The organism is Pseudomonas sp. AF03-9 (assembly GCF_020515815.1).
Taxonomy (GTDB): Bacteria; Pseudomonadota; Gammaproteobacteria; order Pseudomonadales; family Pseudomonadaceae; genus Aquipseudomonas.
This window is the reverse complement of record NZ_JAHPJF010000012.1, coordinates 147,536-169,271: the sequence shown is the minus strand read 5'-3', so window position 1 is coordinate 169,271 and position 21,736 is coordinate 147,536. Positions and strand designations below refer to the sequence as shown.

Annotated in this window: 20 protein-coding genes; 7 read left to right on the top strand and 13 right to left on the bottom strand. The window is 62.0% G+C overall.

Translation table 11 applies throughout. The features are described from left to right. Window positions 1-94: 94 nt before the first annotated feature. Complete coding sequence (locus LIY36_RS16090) at window positions 95-1,024, bottom strand: AraC family transcriptional regulator (protein ID WP_192299481.1); 930 nt, start codon at window positions 1,022-1,024, stop codon at window positions 95-97. A gap of 328 nt (window positions 1,025-1,352) precedes the next feature. On the opposite strand from LIY36_RS16090, the gene LIY36_RS16085 reads away from it, so the two are divergent. Next, the gene (locus LIY36_RS16085; RefSeq protein WP_192299480.1) at window positions 1,353-1,694 is read left to right on the top strand and encodes an antibiotic biosynthesis monooxygenase family protein; all 342 of its coding nucleotides are present in this window, start codon (window positions 1,353-1,355) and stop codon (window positions 1,692-1,694) included. A gap of 12 nt (window positions 1,695-1,706) precedes the next feature. Then, window positions 1,707-1,985, top strand: coding sequence for a hypothetical protein (locus LIY36_RS16080; protein ID WP_192299479.1), 279 nt, complete (start codon window positions 1,707-1,709; stop codon window positions 1,983-1,985). A gap of 159 nt (window positions 1,986-2,144) precedes the next feature. On the opposite strand, the gene LIY36_RS16075 is transcribed toward LIY36_RS16080, so the two are convergent. Continuing rightward, window positions 2,145-2,777: a flavin reductase family protein gene (locus tag LIY36_RS16075; protein WP_192299478.1), complete on the bottom strand. Its 633-nt coding sequence runs from the start codon at window positions 2,775-2,777 to the stop codon at window positions 2,145-2,147. Window positions 2,778-2,973: 196 nt separating this feature from the next. Here LIY36_RS16075 and LIY36_RS16070 point away from each other — a divergent pair, with 196 nt between their 5' ends. Further along, window positions 2,974-3,735, top strand: a complete 762-nt coding sequence (locus tag LIY36_RS16070; protein ID WP_192299477.1) for a COG4705 family protein — start codon at window positions 2,974-2,976, stop codon at window positions 3,733-3,735. 127 nt (window positions 3,736-3,862) lie between these two features. Here the strand turns inward: LIY36_RS16070 and LIY36_RS16065 are convergent, their stop codons facing one another. The 4 genes from LIY36_RS16065 to LIY36_RS16050 form a co-directional block, all read right to left on the bottom strand. Continuing rightward, window positions 3,863-5,182, bottom strand: a complete 1,320-nt coding sequence (locus tag LIY36_RS16065) for an MFS transporter (RefSeq protein ID WP_192299476.1) — start codon at window positions 5,180-5,182, stop codon at window positions 3,863-3,865. Window positions 5,183-5,463: 281 nt separating this feature from the next. Beyond that, window positions 5,464-6,789, bottom strand: coding sequence for a sigma-54-dependent transcriptional regulator (locus tag LIY36_RS16060; RefSeq protein WP_226456272.1), 1,326 nt, complete (start codon window positions 6,787-6,789; stop codon window positions 5,464-5,466). Then, window positions 6,783-8,549 carry an ATP-binding protein gene (locus LIY36_RS16055; protein ID WP_226456271.1) on the bottom strand — a complete coding sequence of 589 codons (1,767 nt, stop codon included), beginning with the start codon at window positions 8,547-8,549 and terminating at the stop codon, window positions 6,783-6,785. The genes LIY36_RS16060 and LIY36_RS16055 overlap by 7 nt, the downstream gene beginning before the upstream one ends. A 240-nt stretch (window positions 8,550-8,789) precedes the next feature. Continuing rightward, the gene (locus tag LIY36_RS16050) at window positions 8,790-10,313 is read right to left on the bottom strand and encodes a fumarate hydratase (protein WP_016971118.1); all 1,524 of its coding nucleotides are present in this window, start codon (window positions 10,311-10,313) and stop codon (window positions 8,790-8,792) included. Between the two features lie 217 nt (window positions 10,314-10,530). Here LIY36_RS16050 and LIY36_RS16045 point away from each other — a divergent pair, with 217 nt between their 5' ends. Together LIY36_RS16045 and LIY36_RS16040 are read left to right on the top strand one after the other, a co-directional pair. Beyond that, window positions 10,531-11,463 carry an iron-sulfur-binding ferredoxin reductase gene (locus LIY36_RS16045; protein WP_226456270.1) on the top strand — a complete coding sequence of 311 codons (933 nt, stop codon included), beginning with the start codon at window positions 10,531-10,533 and terminating at the stop codon, window positions 11,461-11,463. Window positions 11,464-11,493: 30 nt separating this feature from the next. Then, the gene (locus LIY36_RS16040; protein ID WP_226456269.1) at window positions 11,494-12,243 is read left to right on the top strand and encodes an enoyl-CoA hydratase-related protein; all 750 of its coding nucleotides are present in this window, start codon (window positions 11,494-11,496) and stop codon (window positions 12,241-12,243) included. Between the two features lie 167 nt (window positions 12,244-12,410). On the opposite strand, the gene pyk is transcribed toward LIY36_RS16040, so the two are convergent. After that, window positions 12,411-13,862 (bottom strand): pyruvate kinase, encoded by a 1,452-nt coding sequence (pyk, locus tag LIY36_RS16035; protein WP_192299471.1) that lies wholly within the window; start codon window positions 13,860-13,862, stop codon window positions 12,411-12,413. A 173-nt stretch (window positions 13,863-14,035) separates the two neighbouring features. Between pyk and LIY36_RS16030 the strand changes: the two genes are divergently transcribed. After that, on the top strand, window positions 14,036-14,410 hold the full coding sequence (locus tag LIY36_RS16030; RefSeq protein WP_226456268.1) for a tetratricopeptide repeat protein: 375 nt from the start codon (window positions 14,036-14,038) through the stop codon (window positions 14,408-14,410). 226 nt (window positions 14,411-14,636) lie between these two features. Further along, window positions 14,637-14,996, top strand: coding sequence for a PilZ domain-containing protein (locus LIY36_RS16025; protein WP_192299469.1), 360 nt, complete (start codon window positions 14,637-14,639; stop codon window positions 14,994-14,996). A gap of 60 nt (window positions 14,997-15,056) precedes the next feature. Here LIY36_RS16025 and LIY36_RS16020 read toward each other — a convergent pair whose 3' ends face one another. Genes LIY36_RS16020 through LIY36_RS15995 form a run of 6 tightly spaced genes read right to left on the bottom strand, consistent with a single transcriptional unit; the run spans window position 15,057 to window position 21,730 of the window. Beyond that, window positions 15,057-16,388 carry a DUF58 domain-containing protein gene (locus LIY36_RS16020; protein WP_226456267.1) on the bottom strand — a complete coding sequence of 444 codons (1,332 nt, stop codon included), beginning with the start codon at window positions 16,386-16,388 and terminating at the stop codon, window positions 15,057-15,059. Between the two features lie 7 nt (window positions 16,389-16,395). Further along, window positions 16,396-17,391 carry an AAA family ATPase gene (locus LIY36_RS16015; protein ID WP_192299467.1) on the bottom strand — a complete coding sequence of 332 codons (996 nt, stop codon included), beginning with the start codon at window positions 17,389-17,391 and terminating at the stop codon, window positions 16,396-16,398. After that, window positions 17,388-18,548, bottom strand: a complete 1,161-nt coding sequence (locus tag LIY36_RS16010; protein ID WP_226456266.1) for a DUF4350 domain-containing protein — start codon at window positions 18,546-18,548, stop codon at window positions 17,388-17,390. Before LIY36_RS16010 ends, LIY36_RS16015 begins: the two co-directional genes overlap by 4 nt. Continuing rightward, window positions 18,545-20,074 carry a DUF4129 domain-containing protein gene (locus tag LIY36_RS16005; protein ID WP_226456265.1) on the bottom strand — a complete coding sequence of 510 codons (1,530 nt, stop codon included), beginning with the start codon at window positions 20,072-20,074 and terminating at the stop codon, window positions 18,545-18,547. The genes LIY36_RS16010 and LIY36_RS16005 overlap by 4 nt, the downstream gene beginning before the upstream one ends. Further along, window positions 20,061-21,041, bottom strand: coding sequence for a stage II sporulation protein M (locus LIY36_RS16000; protein ID WP_226456264.1), 981 nt, complete (start codon window positions 21,039-21,041; stop codon window positions 20,061-20,063). Before LIY36_RS16000 ends, LIY36_RS16005 begins: the two co-directional genes overlap by 14 nt. Beyond that, window positions 21,038-21,730 carry an RDD family protein gene (locus LIY36_RS15995; RefSeq protein ID WP_226456263.1) on the bottom strand — a complete coding sequence of 231 codons (693 nt, stop codon included), beginning with the start codon at window positions 21,728-21,730 and terminating at the stop codon, window positions 21,038-21,040. Before LIY36_RS15995 ends, LIY36_RS16000 begins: the two co-directional genes overlap by 4 nt. Between the last annotated feature and the right edge of the window lie 6 nt (window positions 21,731-21,736).

The following is a 21,736-nucleotide window of genomic DNA, read 5'->3' as shown; positions in this document are numbered from 1 at the left end:
TTGCTCGCGAATGCGGTGTGTCAGTCAAAAATATACTCACTGATCCACTGCATTCGCGAGCAAGCCCGCTCCCCCATTTTTGATCTCTATTGAATCAGATGCTTTGGCGCAGTCTGGCCAGGTCTCTCAAAGGCGGCGCGCCGAATAACCGGCTGTATTCGCGGCTGAACTGCGACGGGCTTTCATACCCCACCCGATACCCCGCCGCCGAGGCTTCCAGCCCTTCGGCAATCATCAGTCGGCGCGCCTCCTGTAACCGCAGCTGCTTCTGATATTGCAGCGGGCTCATGGCGGTAATCGCCTTGAACCGATGGTGCAAGGTCGAGACGCTGAGGTTCACTTCCTTGGCCAAGTCATCGATGCGCAGCGGCTGTTCATAGTTGCTGTTCAACCAGGTGATCGCCTGGCTGACCCGATGGCTCTGACTGTTGGCCACGGCGATTTCATACAGCCGATAGCCCTGCGGCCCACGCAACAAACGGTAGAGGATTTCCCGGTTGATCAGCGGCGCGAGCATGGCGATGTCTTTGGGCGTATCCAGCAGGCGCGCCAGGCGCAGCACCGCGTCGAGCAACGGGTTGTCGATGCGGTCGACGTACATGCCGCGGGCGGTCGGACGCGACGGCACGCCCATCGGCCCGGCTTCGGCGATCAGCGCGGTGAGTTGCGCCGGGTCGATATTGATGCGCACCGACAGGTTCGGGTCTTCGGGCGTGGCATCGATGATCCGCCCGGCGACCGGCATGGCGACCGAGAACACCAGGTAATTGAGCGGGTCATAGGCAAAGATTTCATCGGCCAGGCGCACTTCCTTACTGCCACTGGCGAGGATGCACAACGCGGGCTCCACCAGCACCGGCATAAAGTCGCGTGGGGTGTTGTGGCGGTTCAGGTAGAGCGAAGTGATCGCGGTGCCGTAGGAACCGTCCTCCCAGGTGTGCCGGTGGACGATGCTGGCCAGTTCGGCACGCTGTTTTTCCATCTCGGCATCGAGGGGCGTGGACTGATGTTCAGCTGACGACATGGGGCGTCCTCTACAGGCTTTTTTGATGGGCTCAGCTTAGCGGCGACTTTTCAAAAAGTGTTACGTCGATTCTGCACAATCCTTGCCTGATCCTGCGATACGTCACGAATCAGGCAAGCAGCGGGGCTGTCATCTGCCTGAAACACTGAGTCTGCGGTGCTCATCTCTCCAGCGCCCCGGACCTGCGCGCTACGCTTCTCGCAGGATTGTGCAATAAGCCGGCAGGAATCGACTAACCGCGCCGAGCGCCGCGCCGTTATCTTTGATCCTGTGGCAACACGCCCTCACCGTGCTTGCCGAGCATCACTTCTCAACGGGAGAGTCGAACATGTCCACCCCCATTCCCGCGAGCCATATGGCCTTTATCCGCGCCCGCAGCGGGTGCAGCACCGAACTCGGTGCACGCTTGAGCAGTTTGATCGAACCGGGCCGCCAGGCTCAGGGTTGCCTGCAATTCTCGTTGCAGCAGTCCCAGGTTGACGCCGATGTGTGGCTGGTCTCGGGCTTCTGGAGCAGCGAGCAGGCGATGAGCCTCTACTTCAACTCACCGGCCTTGATGATCTTCACTGAGCTGTTGAACGACATGGTGATCCGCAGTATGGATTTCCAAACATTCACCGATGCATCCGCCGCCAACGCCTATGGCGAGTACCTGCAACTCGCCGGCTAAATCAGGTTTAGAATGGCCGACTTTCCATTGGCCAGGACCTGCAACATGGCACGTAAAGAATTTGCCCACCACGAAGCCGTTTCCGCCGTAGTGCCGGGAGAGGGTGGCTACAGCGCCGCCGTCGCCGTGAAGGCACTGGACGGCATGGGCGCACCGCGCTTTCACAAGATCCTTGATGGACAGAAGTTCAAGACGGCGTCCGATGCTGACGATGCGGCGGCACTGCAGCTTGAGCGGTTGATTGCTGTGGATGAAGAAGGTCAGCTGTCCTGGGCGCCTGCCACAGTCTAAATAACACTGCTGATCCAAAGGTGGGAGAGGGTTTGTGTGGGAGCGGGCTTGCTCGCGAATGCAGTCTGTCAGTTGATAAAGATGTCGACTGATACACCGCCTTCGCGAGCAAGCCCGCTCCCACACAAGCCCTCTCCCACAGTTTTGATCGCATTTCAGTCAGGGTTTGGTGGCGCCTGGGCGGTACATCTTGAACAGGGCTTCCGGGCCCAGCTGGAAGTAATCTGCCGGCCCACCGCCACGCAAGATCGGCTCGGCGGCGGCCGTGTCGTAGACGCCATCCTTGAGCAACCACTTGGCAATATGCACCGCCACCACCTCACCGAGCACCAGCCAGCTCGGCACCCGTTCCTTGTCGGCCCGTTGCAGCTGAATAATCTGCGTCACCTTGCATTCAAACGACACCGGGCTCTCGCCGACCCGTGGCACGGCAACGATTTTCGAAGCCACCGGCGTCAGCCCGGACAACTCGAATTCATTCACCTCAGGCGATACCGCTGCGCAACTCTGGTTCATCTGCTCGGCCAGCGGGCGGGTCGCCAGGTTCCACACGAACTCGCCGGTCTGCTCGATATTGTTCAGGCTGTCTTTGCGGCCGACGCTGGAAAACCCAATGATCGGCGGAATGTAGTTGAACGCATTGAAGAAGCTGTAAGGCGCCAGGTTCAAGCGGCCTTCGCGGTCCTGGGAGGAAATCCAGCCGATGGGCCGTGGGCCGACGATGGCATTGAACGGGTCATGGGGCAGGCCGTGGCCGTTGGCGGGTTCGTAGAAGTGGATGTCGTCGGGCATGGCCGGGGTTCCTGCGATTGAGTGCGGTGAGGTGGCCATACTGCAAGGCATGGCGGTGAATTTCCATCGGCGATATGGAATTTTCATACAGCGCCCACCTATTTTTCACAGCTACACGTTCAGTCTGCGCGGCAGGTCGACGCCCCCTCATAAGTCGGCCAGTTCAAAGACTGAGCATTGGAGCTTTTTACCCCTCATGAACAAACTTCCTCAGATCACCCTGGCGTTCTGGGTCATGAAAATCTGCGCAACCACCCTGGGCGAAACCGCCGGGGATTTGCTCTCGATGACCCTGAATGTCGGCTACGCCCTCAGTTCGATGATCTTGATCAGCGTGTTCCTTGTCACCCTGGTGACGCAACTCTGGTCGAAAACCTACAACCCGGTGCTGTACTGGATCGTGATTCTGTCCACCAGCACGGCCGGCACCACCATGTCGGACTTTATGGACCGTACCTTGGGCCTGGGCTACGCAACGGGGTCGATGATCCTGATTGTGATCCTGATGATCATCTTCGCGATGTGGCACCTGAGCGGCGATTCGCTGAACGTGAACAAGGTGCAGACGTTCCGTGGCGAGTTGTTCTACTGGATGGCGATTCTGTTTTCCAACACCCTGGGCACCGCACTGGGCGACTTCCTGGCGGACGATTCGGGGCTGGGTTTTGCCGGCGGTGCGTTGTTGATCGGCTCGACCATTGCGGCCGTGGTGGCGCTCAAGTACTTCACGCGGATCTCGTCGGTGTTGTTGTTCTGGGTGGCGTTTGTGTTGACCCGCCCGTTTGGCGCGACACTGGGCGACTTCCTCACCAAACCCCATGAAAAGGGCGGGCTGGATTTCGGCACGATTGGCTCGTCGGCGGTGCTGGCGGCGGTGTTGGTGGTGATGATTGTCGGGGCGTCGTATGCGCAGCGGCGGTATGGACGTGACCGCATTAGCCCGGCGATACAAAACTAAAATGTGGGAGCGGGCTTGCTCGCGAATGCGGTGGATCAGTCAAAATATCTGTGTCTGATACACCGCATTCGCGAGCAAGCCCGCTCCCACACAAGCCCGCTCCCACATTTAGAACTGCATTCAGCTGTTAGTCAGTGGTAATCCGCGAATGCTTGCGCGTGTCCTTCATGGTCACGTAGACCACCAGCGACACCGCGATGCACGCAGTCACATACCAGTAGTAACCGGTTTCCATGCCGATGCTCTTGAACCACAGCGCAATGTATTCAGCCGTACCGCCGAAGATCGACACCGTCAGCGCATACGGCAGGCCCACGCCCAGTGCACGGATTTCGGTAGGGAACAGTTCGGCCTTCACCACCGCGTTGATCGAGGTGTAGCCGCTGACGATGATCAGCGCGGCCATGATCAGGAAGAACGCGCCCCACCAGGTCTGGATGGTGTGCAGGGTCGTGAGGATCGGTACGGTACACAGGGTGCCGAGGATACCGAAGGCGATCAGGATCGGCCGCCGGCCAACCTTGTCCGACAGGGCGCCGACCAGGGGTTGGATGCACATGAACAGAAACAGCGTCGCCGCCGAAATGGTGGTGGAGTCGGAAATGCTCATGCCGACGGTGTTCACCAGGTATTTCTGCATGTAGGTGGTGTAGGTGTAGAACGCCAGCGTGCCGCCCATGGTCAGGCCGACCACGGTCAATACTTCCTTGGGGTGACGCAGCAAGGTGCGCATCGCGCTTTCCTTGGCTTTTTCCTTCTTGGTGAACGACTCGGTTTCTTCCATGCCGCGACGCAGGTACAGCGCAACGACCGCGCACAGTGCGCCGATGGCGAACGGGATGCGCCAGCCCCAGGCGTACAGTTGCTCGGTGGTGAGCACTTGTTGCAGCACGATCAATACCGCCAGGGCAATGAGCTGGCCGGAAATCAGGGTCACGTACTGGAAGCTGGAGAAGAAGCCGCGACGTTCCTTGGTCGCCATTTCACTCAGGTAGGTCGCGGAGGTGCCGTACTCGCCACCCACGGACAGGCCTTGCAGCAAGCGCGCGAGGACCAACAGGATGGGTGCGCCGATGCCGATGGTGTCATAGCCCGGCGTCAGGGCGATCAGCAGCGAACCGAAGCACATCAACAGTACCGAGGCCATCAACGCGGCCTTGCGGCCTTTGTAGTCGGCGTACATGCCCATCAACCAGCCGCCGATCGGCCGCATGATGAAGCCCACGGCAAAGATCGCGGCGGTGTTCATCAGTTGCGCGGTGGAGGAACCGGCGGGAAAAAAGGCTTTGGCGAAGTACAGCGAGAATGCCGCGTAGACGTACCAGTCGTACCACTCGACCATGTTGCCGACCGAGCCGCTGAAGATCGATTTGATCCGGCTGGAGGTGGTGCGTTCTTTTGCCGGCGCGGCCGCCGACCCCAGAGGCAGGGCGTTGGAGTTATCCATTGAAGGATCCTTCATCTAGTTGTTTTTATGGAGCGTGCCTGGGCACAGCCTGGTTGGGGCTATAGCAGGAGCTGTGCCAGGTGGATGAAGGCCCGGTCTAGAAGGGTTTGGCGGATTTTTTGAGCGGAAAGTCGCTGATGTTTTGTGAGGGGTGAGCGGAAATCCGCTTATGGCGACTGGCCTTTTCGCGGGCAAGCCCGCTCCCACAGTTGACCGAGTTCCAAATTTGGAATGCAGTCAGTGTGGGAGCGGGCTTGCCCGCGAAGACGGCCCGAAGGTCGCTAGAGAAACATCTCCCGCACCAACCCATGGCGCTGCATCTTTTCATTGAAGGTGCGCCGCGGCAGTTGCAGCTCCGCCAGCACCGCCTTGATGTCACCTTTGTGCCGCGTCAACGCCGCCTTCAAGCAATGGGCTTCAAACGCTTCCTGCTGCTCCGCCAACGATTGCCCGGCCTCGATGCCTTCCGGCTCCGGCTCGCCCAACCCCAGCACTTGGCGTTCGGCGACGTTGGCCAGCTCGCGCACATTGCCCGGCCAGTCGTGGCTGAGCAGGCGCCCCAACTGCGCGCCGCTCAAGGGCTCGATACTGCGGCCGAGGCGCTCGGCGGCACTGTGTGCAAAGTGGTCGAACAACAGCGGAATATCTTCACGCCGCTCACGCAACGGTGGCAGGCGCAGTTGCGCGACGTTCAACCGATAGGCCAGGTCTTCACGGAAACGCCCGGCGCGCGCTTCTTCCAGCAGATCGGGTTTGGTCGCGGCAATAATGCGCAAATCCACGTGGATGCTCTGGTTGGAGCCCAAGCGCTCCAGCTTCTGCTCCTGCAACACCCGCAGCAGCTTGACCTGCTGGGCCAGGGGCATGCTTTCGATTTCATCCAGGAACAGGGTGCCGCCGTGGGCGTATTCCAGTTTGCCGATGCGTTTGCCCTGAGCGCCGGTAAACGCGCCGCTTTCATGGCCGAACAGCTCGGCCTCAAACAGTTGCTCGGGGATCGCCGCGCAGTTGAGCGCCACAAACGGCTTTTTCGCGCGCGGGCCGAAATCATGCAGGCAGCGCGCAACCAGCTCCTTGCCGCTGCCGGTCTCGCCGCGGATCAGTACATTGACCGGCAAGCCTGCCAGGTCCAACACCTGGCGCCGCAGGTTCTGCAACCCCCGGGACACGCCGAGCAGGCTCGATTCAAGCTGGGCCTTGTGGTCAGCCTGTTGATGCAGGCGCCGGTTTTCCAGGATCAGCCCGCGCTTGTCCAACGCCCGGCGCAGGCTGTTGAGCAGGGCGTCGGGGCTGAAGGGTTTTTCCAGAAAGTCGTAGGCACCGTCGCGCATGGCTTCCACCGCCATCGGCACATCGCCGTGGCCGGTGAGCAGGATCACCGGCAGGTCGGCATCGCGGCGTTGCACTTCGGCGAGCAACTCCAGGCCGCTGAGGCCGGGCATGCGCACATCGCTGAGGATCACGCCGGGGAAGTCCCTGGGCAACTGCGCCAGGCATGCCTCGGCGCGGCTGAACAGCTGCACCTCAAAGCCCGACAGGCTCAACCACTGCTCCACGGCCGTGCGGATGCTGGCTTCGTCATCGACCACAATCACCGCGTTCAACATAGGTCGGGCGTCTCCAGCGCGATTGGCAAGGTCAGGGTAAACACCGCGCCGTCGCCACGGTTGCCGGCGATCAGGCGCCCGCCCAATTCGTGCACGATGGCGTAGGACACCGCCAGCCCCAGGCCCAGCCCATCACCCACCGGCTTGGTGGTGAAGAAGGGGTCGAACACGCTGTTCAGGTGCTCTTCGGCGATCCCGCCGCCGCTGTCGCTGACGGTCAGTTGCCACAGCTGCTGGTCGGCGTGCAGGCGGATTTCCAGGCGTTTGCGCGGCTTGTCGGCCATGGCGTCGAGGGCATTGCGCAGCAGGTTGATCAGCACCTGTTCCAGGCGGATCGCGTCGCCGCGGACCCAGGCCGGGCGGGTCAGGTCGAGTACCACGCCGATGCCTTCATCACGCAGGCGTGCGTCGAGCAGGTGCAGGGATTGGTCGACCACCATCGCCAGGTCCAGGCGTTCGCGCAGGCCGCTGGGGCTCTTGCGGGCGAAGGTCTTGAGGTGGCCGGTGAGCGCGGCCATGCGTGTGAGCATTTCGTCCAGCGGGGTCAGGGCCTTGTAGGCATCGTCCACGCGGCCGTGGTCGAGCAACAGGCGCAGGGTGGCCAACTGCATGCGCTGGGCGGTCAGCGGCTGGTTGATCTCATGGGCGAGGGCGGCGGACATCTGCCCCAGCGCCGCCAGCTTGGCCGATTGCACCAGGCCATCCTGGGCGGTGCGCAGCGCCTGGGTACGTTCTTCCACCAGGCGCTCCAGCTCTTCGCGGCTGCGCTGGCGCAACCGGGCCAGGCGCCAGCGCTGCGTGAGGAACAACACCAGGAAGACCAGGGCCAGCCAGGAACCGGCGGCGGCCAGGCCGGCGTTGCGCTGGTCTTCAAAGGCGAATTGCGGTTTGCGCAGCAGGTGCAGGGTCCAGCCTTCGGCTTTGAGCGGCAGGGATTCCCAGATGTAATTGGCGTTGCCATCGGGGCCGTTGACGCGCATCAGGTGGCTGTTGTCGTCAAAGCGCTGCAAGGGCTGGGTGTCCAGCGGTTCCAAGTGTTTCTTGTCGTATTGGCGGGTGGCCTTGAGTTCGGCCAGGTCGGTGTCCGACAGCGGTCGCAGGTTGCGGTAACGCCAGCCTGGCTGATTGGCGATAAACACGATGCCGCGCGCGTCACTGACCAACAACAGGTCGTTGCCCTGGGCCCATTCGCGCTCGAGTTCGGGGAATTCCAGCTTGACCACCATGGCGCCGAGGAACTGCTCGTGTTCATCCACCACCGCGCTGGAAAGAAAATAGCCCGGCACGCCTGTGGTCACCCCCACCGCGTAGAAGCGTCCCGTGCCCTGGCTTTTGGTCTGGCTGAAATACGGCCGGAACGCGTAGTTGTGCCCGACATAACTGCTCGGCAGGTTCCAGTTGCTGGCAGCCACCGCGAGGCCGTTGCGGTCCATCAATTCCAGGGTCGATGACTGTGCGGCGCCGTTGATGCGTTCCAGTTTGCGGTTGAGCACATCCTGGGTTGCGGGGTCCAGCGGGCCTTTCAACGCGCTGATCATTTCCGAGTCCAGCGCCAGTACGGCGGGCAGGGCGCGGTAGCGTTCGATCAGGGTGTGCAGGGAATTGGCGTACAGGGCGAGTTGCTGATTCGCACGAGCCGCATCGTCCACCAGGGCTTGGCGTTCGGCGTGGCGGGTGGCCAAGGCGGCGGCCAACAGCGCACCGGCGATGATCAACAGGGAATAGAAGGTCAGGCGCAGGGGGCGAGGGATCACGATCATACGGTGATGAACAGGCGCAGTGAGGGGAGTGCACCATACCATGCGTGCCTTGAATCTTGTGACGAATGGGTTTGTGTGGGAGCGGGCTGGCCCACGAATGCGCTGTGTCAGTCGCCGCAGATGTTGGCTGATCCACCGCCTTCGCGGGCAAGCCCGCTCCCACATTTGAAGCGTGCCAGCCATAAAAAAGGCGACTGGGCCGTGTAGCCGCAGTCGCCATTTTTTATGGCAGGGAAGTGCTTATTGCACTTCTACCGCCAGGCTTTCACTGATCTTTTTCTGCCAGATGGCAGGACCGGTGATGTGCACGGATTCGCCCTTGCTGTCGACTGCAACGGTGACCGGCATGTCTTTGACGTCGAACTCGTAGATCGCTTCCATACCCAGTTCGGCGAACGCAACCACGCGCGACTTCTTGATGGCTTGCGCCACCAGGTAGGCAGCACCGCCGACGGCCATCAGGTACACGGCCTTGTGGTCCTTGATCGCTTCGATCGCAGTCGGGCCGCGCTCGGATTTGCCGATCATGCCCAACAGGCCGGTTTGCTCGAGGATCTGGCGGGTGAACTTGTCCATCCGCGTCGCGGTGGTCGGGCCAGCCGGGCCAACCACTTCTTCGCGCACCGGATCAACCGGGCCGACGTAGTAGATGAAACGACCCTTGAGGTCCACCGGCAGGGTTTCGCCCTTGTTCAGCATCTCGACCATGCGCTTGTGCGCGGCGTCGCGGCCGGTGAGCATCTTGCCGTTGAGCAACACGGTTTCGCCCGGCTGCCAGCTCTGCACTTCTTCCGGGGTCAGGGTGTCGAGGTTGACGCGACGGGCCGATGGGCCGGCTTCCCAGACGATTTCCGGGTAGGCGTCCAGCGGTGGCGCTTCCAGCGACGCCGGGCCCGAACCGTCGAGCACGAAGTGTGCGTGACGGGTGGCGGCGCAGTTGGGGATCATGCACACCGGCAGGGAGGCGGCGTGGGTCGGGTAGTCCATGATCTTCACGTCGAGCACGGTGGTCAGGCCACCCAGGCCCTGGGCGCCGATGCCCAGTTGGTTGACCTTCTCGAACAGCTCCAGGCGCATCTCTTCGATACGGTTCTGCGGGCCGCGTTTTTTCAGTTCGTGGATGTCGATGGATTCCATCAACACTTCCTTGGCCATCACCGCGGCTTTCTCGGCGGTGCCGCCGATGCCGATACCGAGCATGCCCGGTGGGCACCAGCCGGCGCCCATGGTCGGAACGGTCTTGAGCACCCAGTCGACGATCGAGTCGGACGGGTTGAGCATGGCCATTTTCGACTTGTTCTCGGAACCGCCACCCTTGGCCGCCACGTCCACTTCCACGGTGTTACCCGGGACGATGGAGTAGTGGATGACCGCAGGGGTGTTGTCCTTGGTGTTTTTACGCGCGCCTGCCGGGTCGGCGAGGATCGATGCGCGCAGGACGTTTTCCGGCAGGTTGTAGGCGCGACGCACGCCTTCGTTGATCATGTCGTCCAGGCCCATGGTGGCGCCATCCCAACGTACGTCCATGCCTACGCGCACGAACACGGTAACGATACCGGTGTCCTGGCAGATCGGGCGATGGCCGGTGGCGCACATGCGCGAGTTGATCAGGATCTGGGCGATGGAGTCACGGGCCGCTGGCGATTCTTCGCGCAGGTAGGCTTCGTGCATGGCCTGGATGAAATCAACGGGGTGGTAGTAGGAAATGAATTGCAGGGCGTCGGCAACGCTCTGAATCAGGTCGTCTTGCTTGATCACGGTCATGAGTCGCGCTCCTCTATAAGGGAACATTCAATAAAGGTGGCTTCAGTGGGGTGCATCGGTCGGCTGAAGCCACCTTTCCAAGGCACGCCAATGGTGCAGGCGCGACGCTAAAAAGGCGCGGCAGTATAACCCGGCACGGTGGCCGATACACCCGACTATGGTCAAACTGTCGCAGGCATGATTCCCTGTGCCCATCCCCTGTGATTGAGACCTTTATATGCCTGAACTGCACGTCGGCGAACGCCACTGGTCGGTCGCCACCGGCAGCAATCTGTTGGATGCGTTGAATCAGGCGGGTGTGGCGGTGCCCTACAGTTGCCGCGCCGGCAGTTGCCATGCGTGTCTGGTGCGGTGTACCGGCGAGGTTTCCGATCGGCAGCCGGATGCCTTGAGCCCGGCCCAACGCCAGGAGGGTTGGCGGTTGGCCTGTCAGTGCCAAGTCAGCGCGGATCTGCGTGTCGAAACCTTTGATCCGGTGCGTGACGGTTTGGCGGCGCAGGTCGTGGGCGTCGATTGGTTGAGCTCGACGGTGCTGCGCCTGCGTCTGCAACCGGAGCGTGGCCTGCGCTATCGCGCCGGCCAGCATCTGGTGGTGTGGGCGGGGCAGGTGGCGCGGCCTTACTCGCTGGCGAGTTTGCCGCAGGAGGACCCGTTCCTGGAGTTTCACCTCGACTGCCGCCAGCCTGGGGAATTCACCGATATTGCCCGTCAGTTGCAACTCGGCGACGGTTTGCGTCTGGGCGAGTTGCGTGGCGGCGCGTTGCAATATGATCCGGACTGGCAAGCCCGACCGTTGTGGCTGCTGGCGTCGGGCACGGGCCTGGGCCCATTGTGGGGGGTATTGCGTGAGGCGCTGCGCCAGGATCACCAGGGCGCCATCCGCGTGATTCACCAGGCCCATGATGTCGCCGGGCATTACCTGGCCGAACCCCTGGCAGCGCTGGCCGCGCAGCATCCGAACTTGACGGTGGAGCTGTGGACGGCGGCGCAGGCGACCCAGGCATTGGCGCAACTGCGGCTTGTTTCGCGGCAAACCTTGGCCTTACTCTGCGGACACCCCGCCCATGTTGACGCGTTCTCCAAGCGCCTGTTCCTGGCGGGCCTGCCGCGCAATCAACTGCTGGCCGACGTGTTCCTGCCCCGTGGTTGAGCGCTGAACTCCACAGCCGCGAGAATCGCCATGACCGACGCCATCCTGCAGCACCGCGAACGTGGGCTGCTGACCTTGCAGCTCAATCGCCCCGACAAGAAAAACGCTCTGACCCGTGGGATGTACACACAGTTGGCCAAGGCGCTGGAGTTGGCCGATGCAGATTCAGCCATTCATGCGGTGCTGATCCAGGGCAGCAGCGAGTGTTTTACCGCCGGCAATGACATCGGTGACTTCCTCGAGCAACCGCCAGCCGACCTCGACAGCCCGCCGTTTCACTTCATGCAAAGCCTGCTCAACTGCCGCAAACCGGTGATCGCCGCAGTGGCGGGCGCGGCGGTGGGGATCGGCACCACGCTATTGCTGCATTGCGACCTGGTCTATGTCAGCCGGGATGCGCGGTTGCGCATGCCGTTCGTCAACCTGGGGCTGTGTCCGGAGTTTGGCTCGAGCCTGATCCTGCCGCGACTGCTGGGGCATGCGAAGGCGGCAGAGCTGTTGCTGTTGGGTGAGGGGTTCAGCGGTGAGCAGGCGGCGGCTTGGGGGATTGCGACCGAGGCGCTGGGCAGTGGCGAAGCGGCGTTGGCCAAGGCGCGGGAAGTGGCTGCGCGTTTCGAGACGCTGGCGCCGGGGGCGGTGCAGGTGACCAAGCAGTTGATGAAAAGCGTGGATCGCGAGCAGTTGCGGCGGGTGATTGAGGAGGAGGGCGCGTTGTTTACCCAGCGGTTGAGGTCGCCGGAGGCGGTTGCGGCGTTGTCGGCTTTTATCACTGGGCGATGAAGCTTGGCTGATTGGTCTGGCCTCATCGCGGGCAAGCCCGCTCCCACAGGGGATCGCGCTCAAACTGTGGGAGCGGGCTTGCCCGCGATGAGGTCCTGTGCAGCCACACAAAAACCCAGGCATAAAAAAGCCCCGAACCAGTCGGGGCTTTTTCATTCAGCAGTCACTCAGACCATTGGGTCGCCAACGTGCAGGATCTTCATGCCGTTGGTGCCGCCAGTGGTGTGGTAGCTGTCGCCCTTGGTCAGGATGACCCAGTCGCCTTTTTCCACGACGCCGCGCTTGACCAGCTCGTCGATGGCCGCCTGGCTGACTTCGTGCGGCGGCAGCGATGCCGGGTCGAACGGCACGGTGTACACACCACGGAACATCGCCGCGCGGGCCTGGGCTTCGCGGTGTGGGGTGAACGCGTAGATCGGCACCGAAGAACGGATGCGCGACATGATCAACGGCGTGTAGCCACTTTCGGTCAAGGCGATGATCGCCTTCACGCCCGGGAAGTGGTTGGCGGTGTACATGGCCGCCAGGGCGATGCTCTGGTCGCAGCTTTCGAACTCTTTGCCGATGCGGTGGCTGGAGGTCTTGCTGGTCGGGTGCTTTTCAGCGCCGACGCAGATACGCGCCATCGCTTGCACGGCTTCCAGTGGGTACGGGCCGGCGGCACTTTCAGCCGAGAGCATCACGGCGTCGGTGTAGTCGAGCACGGCGTTGGCCACGTCGGACACTTCGGCGCGGGTCGGCATCGGGTTCTGGATCATCGACTCCATCATCTGGGTCGCCACGATCACCGCTTTGTTGTGGCGGCGTGCGTGCAGGATGATCTTCTTCTGGATACCGATCAGCTCGGCGTCACCGATTTCCACACCGAGGTCGCCACGGGCAACCATCACGGCGTCGGAAGCCTTGATCAGGCCATCGAGGGTTTCGTCATCGGCCACGGCTTCGGCGCGTTCGATCTTCGCCACCAGCCAGGCGGTGCCGCCGGCTTCGTCGCGCAGTTTACGGGCGTATTCCATGTCGGCTGCGTCGCGCGGGAAGGACACGGCGAGGTAGTCCACTTCCATTTCAGCGGCGAGCTTGATGTCGGCCTTGTCTTTTTCAGTCAGGGCAGGAGCGGTCAGGCCACCACCGCGACGGTTGATGCCTTTGTGGTCCGACAGCGGGCCGCCGATAATCACGGTGCAGTGCAGTTCGGTCGGGGTAGCGGTGTCGACGCGCATGACCACGCGGCCGTCATCCAGCAGCAGTTCGTCGCCGACGCCGCAATCCTTGACCAGGTCCGGGTAATCGATACCCACGACTTGCTGGTTGCCTTCGGTCAGCGGGTGGCTGGTGGAGAAGGTGAACTGGTCACCGATCTTCAGCTCGATGCGCTTGTTGGCGAATTTGGCGATACGGATTTTCGGGCCTTGCAGGTCACCTAGCAACGCCACGAAACGGCCATGCTTGGCCGCGAGGTCACGCACCAGCTTGGCACGAGCCTTGTGCTCGTCCGGGGTGCCGTGGGAGAAGTTCAGACGGGCGACGTCCAAACCAGCCAGAATCAGCTGTTCGAGGACTTCCGGCGAGTTGCTGGCCGGGCCAAGGGTGGCGACGATTTTGGTACGACGGACGGACATGCACAGACTCCTGAGTTCAAGCGCTGAGGAAGGCTACTATGCTCTTTCGTTGTAGTCATTGTTCGTTTGCACTACTTATCGACGATTAACTTGTTTTCGCGGCGGCTGATTACGAACAACCTTGAAGATTTTCGACTAGGGGTCGATACATTGCACAAGACAGGAGAACCCTCATGCGAATTTTGCTCGTTGCCGCCCTGGCCGTCAGTGTTGTCGGCTGCACCCGCTGGTCGATGGACCACCATTTGAACAACGCTTATCGCGCCTACAAGGTCGGCGATTGCGAGCGCGTCACTCTGGAATTGTCCCAGGTCGACCGCGAGAGCCGTACCCGGCGTTATGTGCAGCCGGAGGTCTCGATGTTGCGTGGGCAGTGCCTGGAACGCCAGAAATTGTTTGTCGACGCCGTGCAGACCTATCAGTTCATCATCAATCAGTATCCGTCGAGTGAGTACGCCTACCGTGCCCGCGCGCGGCTCGATACCTTGCAACAGCTAGGACACTACCCTGGAGCAAGCACCGCCCAGGCGCGCCCGGCCTCGCTGTGATGACATTCGTCATTTAATAACTGGCCCGTTGCCAGTCTTGGGCTATCCTTCGGATGTTCGTTTGTACAAGTTTCTATTCGAACGAATGAGGGACCCGGATTCGGCAGTTGTCTGGTGACACAAGGTTGTATGTTGTCACTCCGATATCCAGGGAGAGCGAGAGATACGCGCTCGTTCCGAATCACTGGCACGGCCAGATTAATGGCCATTGGATGGCGATCTCACCATGTTTACCGACCGACGGATCGAGCGGCATCAGCTACCTTGTTTTCTGCAAGTATTCAACCGCCTCACTGACAAGCCCATCGGCTTTTTGGGTAACGTCTCGGCAGACGGGCTTATGTTGATCAGCCTGCTGCCCATGATGGTCGACGCGGACTTCGAGTTGCGCTTGAAGATTCCCGTGCCTGGCGACACCTTTGAGGCCATTGACCTGACGGCGACCTGCTTGTGGAGTCATGAAGACATCAACCCACAGCATTACGATTCCGGGTTCAGGGTGCTCCAGGCGCCCGAGGAATATGGGCAACTGATCAGCGTATTGATGCATTACTTCAGTTTCGATCCTTTGCAGGCTTCAGCCTAGCTATCGCGTGCTGTCGGCCCGGTTGGGGACTGCCCCTTGCCGAGGCCGTGCGCTCTATTCTCAGAGTACGCCCGCTTTCTTCCAGCCCAGGTAGCGTGTCACCAGGGCTGGGCCAAGCTCCGATGGTGGAGTGTCCAATACCGACAGGCCATGGGCGCTCAAGCGGTCATGCAGTTCATCCCGGGTATTGAGGTAGTCGACGGTGCCGCTGTAGGCCAGGGCTTCGGGCAAGGTTTGCACGGGGATCTGGCGCAGTTGGTCGAGTACTTCCTCGCGCAGGCTGGCTACCAGCACCCGGTGTTGGCGGCCGATGCGCTTGGCCGCGGTCAACAAAGCCTCATCGTCCTCATCCCGAAGGTTGGTGACCACAATCACCAGGGCGCGGCGTTTTTGTCGGGCCAGCAGTTGGCTGGCCGCGGCCTCGTAGTCGGCTGTGCGTCGTGTCGTGTCCAGGTCGTAGACTGCGTTGAGCAGCAGGTTCAACTGGCTGCTGCCCTTGACTGGTGCCAGGTAGCGCGACTGTTCACCGGCAAAGGTGCATAAGCCCACCGCATCGCCCTGGCGCAAGGCTACATAGCTGAGCAGCAGGCAGGCATTCAGCGCATGGTCGAAGTGCGACAGCTCGTCGTCCTGGCTGCGCATGCGTCGGCCGCAATCAAGCAAGAACACGATTTGTTGGTCGCGCTCATCCTGATATTCCCGGGCGATCGGTGTACGTTGCCGTGCAGTCGCCTTCCAGTCGATCTGGCGCAGGCTGTCGCCCTCGCGAAATTCGCGCAGTTGATGAAACTCCAGCCCCAATCCGCGTCGCTGATGCTGCCGAACGCCCAACTGGCTCAGCCAGTTGTCCACTCCCAGGAGCTGTGCACCATAGAGTCGGGCGAAATCCGGGTAGACACGTGTGGCGTCGTTGACGTCGATCAAGCGCCGCACCGCCCACAGCCCGAGGTGGCTCGGCAGGTGCACCTCGCAACGAGTGAAAGTGAAATGCCCGCGCCGCAAGGGGCGCAGGCGATACCCCAGCTCACTGCGTTCACCCGGTCGCAGCGCGATGGACTGCGGCATGTTCTCTACGCTCAGGCCGTCAGGAGCATGGTCGAATACCTGCACGGTCAGGGGCTGTGGCGAGTCGTGTTCCAGCGTCAGGCGCACCTCGCCCCAGCGGCCCAACGCCAGGCTGCCGGGCATCTGCCGTTGCACGCGTGGGGAGGGGCGATGGCGCAGGCGCGCGGCATCCAGCAACGCCAGCAGCAAAAGCGCCAGCAGCAGGCCCCAGGCTATCGAGTACAGGGTGTCGGGCACCTTGAACTGCAACGCGGTCGCCGCGCCGAGCAGGGTGTTCAGGCCAAGCAGCACTGCGAGCCAGGTCAACAGCAGGCGGGTCGGTTTCATGGGCGGTTCATTGCCGAGGTGCCGGGATCTGGTCGAGCATTTGCTTTAGCACCTGGTCCACGTCCAATCCGTCGATGTCCAGTTCGGGGGCGATACGCACCCGATGGCGCAATACCGCCAAGGCGCAGCCCTTGATGTCATCCGGGGTGACAAACTCACCGCCGCGCAACAGGGCCCTGGCCCGGGCGCCGCGTACCAGGGCGATGGACGCCCGTGGGCCGGCGCCAATGGTCAATCCTGGCCAACTGCGGGTGGCGCGTGCCAGGCGCACGGCATAGTCGAGTACCTGCTCGTCGAGGGGCAGTTCGCTGGCGATCTGTTGCAATTGCAGCACATCTTCAGCCTGCAACACGGTACGCAGGGGCTGTACATCAAGCATGTCGGCGCGGGATGAGCGCGTCACTTCGCGCACCATGTCCAGCTCTTGTTGTGCATCGGGGTAGTCCATGCGGACTTTCAGCATGAAGCGGTCCAGCTCGGCTTCGGGCAGGGGGTAGGTGCCTTCCTGTTCGATCGGGTTCTGGGTCGCCAGCACCATGAAGGGTTGGCCGATGGGCAGCGCTTCGCCTTCAAGGGTGACCTGACGTTCTTGCATGGCTTCGAGCAGCGCCGCCTGGGTCTTGGCCGGGGCGCGGTTGATCTCGTCAGCCAGCAGCAGATGGGTAAACAACGGCCCCTTTCGCAACTTGAACTGCTCAGTGTGCAGGTCGTACACGGCATGGCCGGTGACGTCACTGGGCATCAGGTCCGGGGTGAACTGGATACGCGCGAATTCTCCACCGAAACACCGCGCAAGGGCGCGCACCAGCAAGGTCTTGCCCAGGCCGGGAACGCCTTCGAGCAAGACATGGCCTCCGGCGATCAGCGATGTGAGGACATCATCGATCACCTGATCCTGGCCAATGACCGCTTTACGTAGTTCGACACGCAGGGCCTGTGCCTGCCGACTGGCCTTTTGCAGGCTTTCGGTCGTCAGGGCAGTTGCCGGGGAATATTCGCTCATAGGGCGTTCCTGAGAGTTTGCAGGCTGGCCACCTGACGGCTGAAATCGGCGCTGGTGAGCCGTTTTGCCGGGAGGGGGCCGAGGGCCTGGCTGATGACGTGAGAAGGTTGGCGCGTCAGGTGTTCGAGCACCTGCTGCTGTTCTGCGGAGTCGAGGTGTTCAAAACCTGGGTGACGCCGCCTTGCGGCGCGCAGGATGTCGCGCTGCAACGCACGCAGCAAAGCACCCTGGCCGCCGCGGCGGAGCAGGAAGTCGGCGCTCGCGTTCAGGTGTTCTTGCAGTTGCCGGCGTGCCTTGGGGGCCGGCGCTTGTATCGGACCTTGGCGCATGCCGACGTGCCAGAGTGCCAGGGCGAGCAGCGCAGCGAGTGCCACCAACGCCTGGGGGAAGTAGCGCAGCAACAGGGTGAACAGGTTGTCCACGTCACTGTTGAACAGCAGGGTCACCGCGGTGCCTTGGTTGAGATACCACAGCAGCCAGGCGTTGTCGTGCTTGCCGATGTTCGGGTTTTTCCACAGGTCGCTGTCGGTGATCACCGTCACACGGCCATGCCCGAGATTGAGTTGCATCAGGTGGCTGGACTGGGCGCTATTGGCAGAAAACTGTGCCAGATGCTTGGGGTCGGTGAGGTTGAAGTCGGTATCGAAACTGAAATAGGCCGGTGCGGTTTCGTTGTCGACATAGAGCTTGGTCAGGTCTGGGGATTTCTGTTTTCGCGCAGGTACGGGCTCGTCAGGTTCGTCGCTCAATGCCTGGTGAATCTGCAGGTGATCCAGCAGCAAGTCGCCGCTGTTGCCGGTTTCTTCATCCCAGAGCGCTTCAGCCACCAATAGCAGATGGCCGCCGGACCTGGCCCAGTCCAACAGCTGCTCGGCCTGGCGTGGTGTCATGTTGCTGCGCTCGCCCAGCAACAGCAGGCTGTTGTTTTTGGCTGGCAGGGTCTTCAGCCCCTCAAGGCTATTGGCGTGTTCGACGCCCAGGCCTTGCTGGCGTAAAAAGTGTTCCGCTGCCAGGTAGGGGTTGGCTGCGGCCTCGGGTGAGGGGCCGCGGTCTATGACTTCATCGTAGGGGATCGCTTTGTTTCCGACATAGACAAGGCCTGCCCCCAGCAGGCACGTCAGCAGCGCTACGATGACCCACAGTAAAGTCCGTTTCATCGGGCTGCCCCCGCGTTGAACAAGGTGCGCCAATCACTGCACAGTTGCTGTTGAGCCTGGGCCGGGGGCAAGCGGTGGCCGTACGCGAGGTTTTGCCAGTGCCGGGTCAGCTCATCGCTGAATGCCAGCAAGTGCGGCTGTTGCAGCCGATGGATGCGTTCCAGGACCTGGCCTTCCGTATCGGCGCTTTTCAGTGGCAGGTTGAAGTCATGCAGCAACCGGCTAAGCAAGCCTCGATAGAGCAGGCCGAGTGCTTCCCGTGGCTGTGTGGGCCAAAGTTGCTCGGCCGTGCTGGCGATGTCGTCGGGCAAGGTCTCGACGCCCAGTTCCAGGCCGAACAGTTGCGTGGGTATCGGTTTGGCGGGTTTTGGTTGGCGTGAGCGGCGCCGGCTGACAAAGGCGTGCAGCCAATCGCGATAGCGCCAGATGAGCAGGGCAATACCGGCGGCCAACAGGCTCCACAGCAGCACTTCCATGCCCAAGGCGACGTGTTTGAGGGTATTGCCGTTGAGGTTGTCCAGCCATGCCCGCAACCAGGCCGGCAGCTTGCCGTCTCCGTGTGCCTTGCTCTTAGTGGCGGGTTTCTCATCGCCGAAACGATAGCGCGTGACGGTTTCCGGATTTTTGAACGGTGGCTTCTCCAGCAATGTCTTGATCGACTGGCTGGCGGCCTGGGTTGTCACTTGTTTGGGCGGGGAGGCGTCCTCGGCCATGGCGGGGCCGCTGAATGGGCTCAGGGCCAGCACCGTCACCAGCACCAACAACGGCACTACGCTGCTCAGGCGTTCGCGCAGGCGGCGGAATACCAGCTCCAGGTCCCAGGCCTCCAGCACGGTACGGCGGTTGAGGTACAGGCTGAAGCCGCACGCGACATACATCGGCTCCCAGAACACCAGGATCAGGGCATAGAAGGCATTGCCCAGGTGTTCCAGCCAGAGCCCCTCGGAACCCGTGGCCAGTGCCATTCGTTGCCAGTCCCAATCCAGTTCGAGCTGCTGGGGGATGAGTAGATAGAACAGGGCCATGCAGCCGAACCACAGGCCTATTTCCAGATGCACCCCAATAATGGTCAGCCAGCGTCCGGCCCAGGCGCTGCGTTGCTGCAAGACGCCCAGGCGTTTTTGGCGGTCGGGACCATCCAGGCCTTCGAGTTGACTGACCGGCATCAAAAAGCTGCGACTCGGGCTGAGTCGCCGCCAGGTCAGGCTGGCCAATAGCTGGCCTTTGAGCAGTCGCGGCCATTGGCTGACGGCCTGCCTGGCGCTGGGTGTCTCTGCGAACAGGGCTTTCGACAAGATATACAGCGGCAGACGATCAAAGGCCGGCTTCAGCCACCAGAACACCAACAGAGCCGTGGAGGGATACTTCCAGAACAGTGCGGTCAGCAACGCGAAAACCGGCAAGGTCACCATCGCCCAACTGCCCATCAGCAGCCAGCGATGTTCCTGGGCCAGCCGTACTCCAAGGTCCATGGCTTCCCATGGCGTGCGGGGGCGGATCACTACGCTGGCATTACTCAGGCGCATGGCGAGTCCGTCCGGCAAAGATCAGGTAAGCGGCCACCAGCAACCAGAGCAGGGTGCCCACCAGGTATTTGAGCCAGGGCGCAACGCTGGTGGTGGAAGACCAATAGGCTTCGATGAACGCGGCGATCAGCAGGAACACCATCACGCCGCACAGCATCTGCACGCTTTGATGCGCCGCCAGCCGCAGGGATTCGCCTCGCGTCAGTTGACCCGGGGCGATCAATGCCCAGCCCAGTTGCAGTCCCGCCGCGCCGGCCAGGGCGATGGCGCTGAGTTCGAAGGCGCCATGGCCGATCACAAAGGACCAGAACGTCTGGCCAAAGCCTATTTCGGTGAGGTGGCCGGAGATCGCACCGATGATCAGGCCGTTGAAGATCAGGAAGAACACACTGCCCAGCCCCAGCAACAAACCGGCGGCGAAGGTCTGGAACGCGATACCGATGTTATGCATCACGTAGTAGCCAAACATCATCCAGTCTTCGCTGGAAGCACGTTCGGCCGCACGCCCGAGGCGGCTGGCCTCGGGGTTGTACATGCTGTGCATCTCGGCTACCTGCTGGGGGCTGACGATGCTGTAGATCAGGTCGGGAAACAGGTACACCAGCAGTGCTACACCGGCCAGGCTGCCGAAGAACAGCAGGCTGGCAACCAATACAAAGCGCCACTGCGCGCGAACCAGGCGTGGGAAGTCGGCCAGGATAAAACTCAGGACCTTTGCGCCCAATTGGCTGCGATGGCGGTAGAGCTGTTGATGGCCACGCAAGGCCAGTTGTTGCAGGGGGTCCACCAGATAACTGCTGTAGCCGCGCTCCTGAGCCAGGGCGAGGTGTTGGCACAGGCGCCGATACTGGTGGGGGAAGTCGGTCACGTCAGCGGCCTTGGCCTTGCCTTGTTCCAGCTGGGTCAGTTGTTCGGCGAAGGCATGCCATTGCGGCTGGTAACGGCTTTCGAACAGGCTCTGTTTCATATTGGCCCCAACAGGCCGCGAGCCACGCCGTTGAGTTGTTCGGCGGCACGTGCCGGTGACACTTGCAGGGGCGTGGCGAGAATGGAGGCCAGTTCGTGGACCCGCTCGGCCGACAACTCACCCTGGCGTTCGGCAAAGCCAAGGATGGCGCGTTGCTCGCTGAGGTCCAAGGCAAAGGGCAGGCGCAAGGCCGCAGCTGCGGGGACATTGGGACGGGGCAGGGGATGCTCGCGGTAGATCACCAGCGTACCGGCGGCGAGGTCGCCGAGTCGTTTGAAATGGGGGTGCTGCAGGCAACTGATGGCCCCGAGAAAGTAGCCGAAAGGCAGCATGTCGACAAAGCGCAGCAGGTTGCGGATCAACGAGGCGGACCAGCCGATGGGCGTGCCGTCATCCTGTACCACGCGCAAGCCCATCACCTGCTTGCCTGGGGAGCAGCCCTGGTTGAGCACTTCGAACAGCACCATGTACCACCAGCTGACCAGGAACAGCAGCAGCGAACCGATGCCGATGCCGATATTGCCGAGCAGCGCCAGGGGCACGACGAGGATTCCCATGACCAGCCCACGCAGGCCCAGGTCGAACCCGAAGGCCAATGCACGGGGTACCAGGCCGGCTGGGCGCAACGGCAGGTCGATGCCCTCCGGGGTCTCGATCTGGTAACGGGTGTCCAATGGGGCTGATGGCATCGCGAT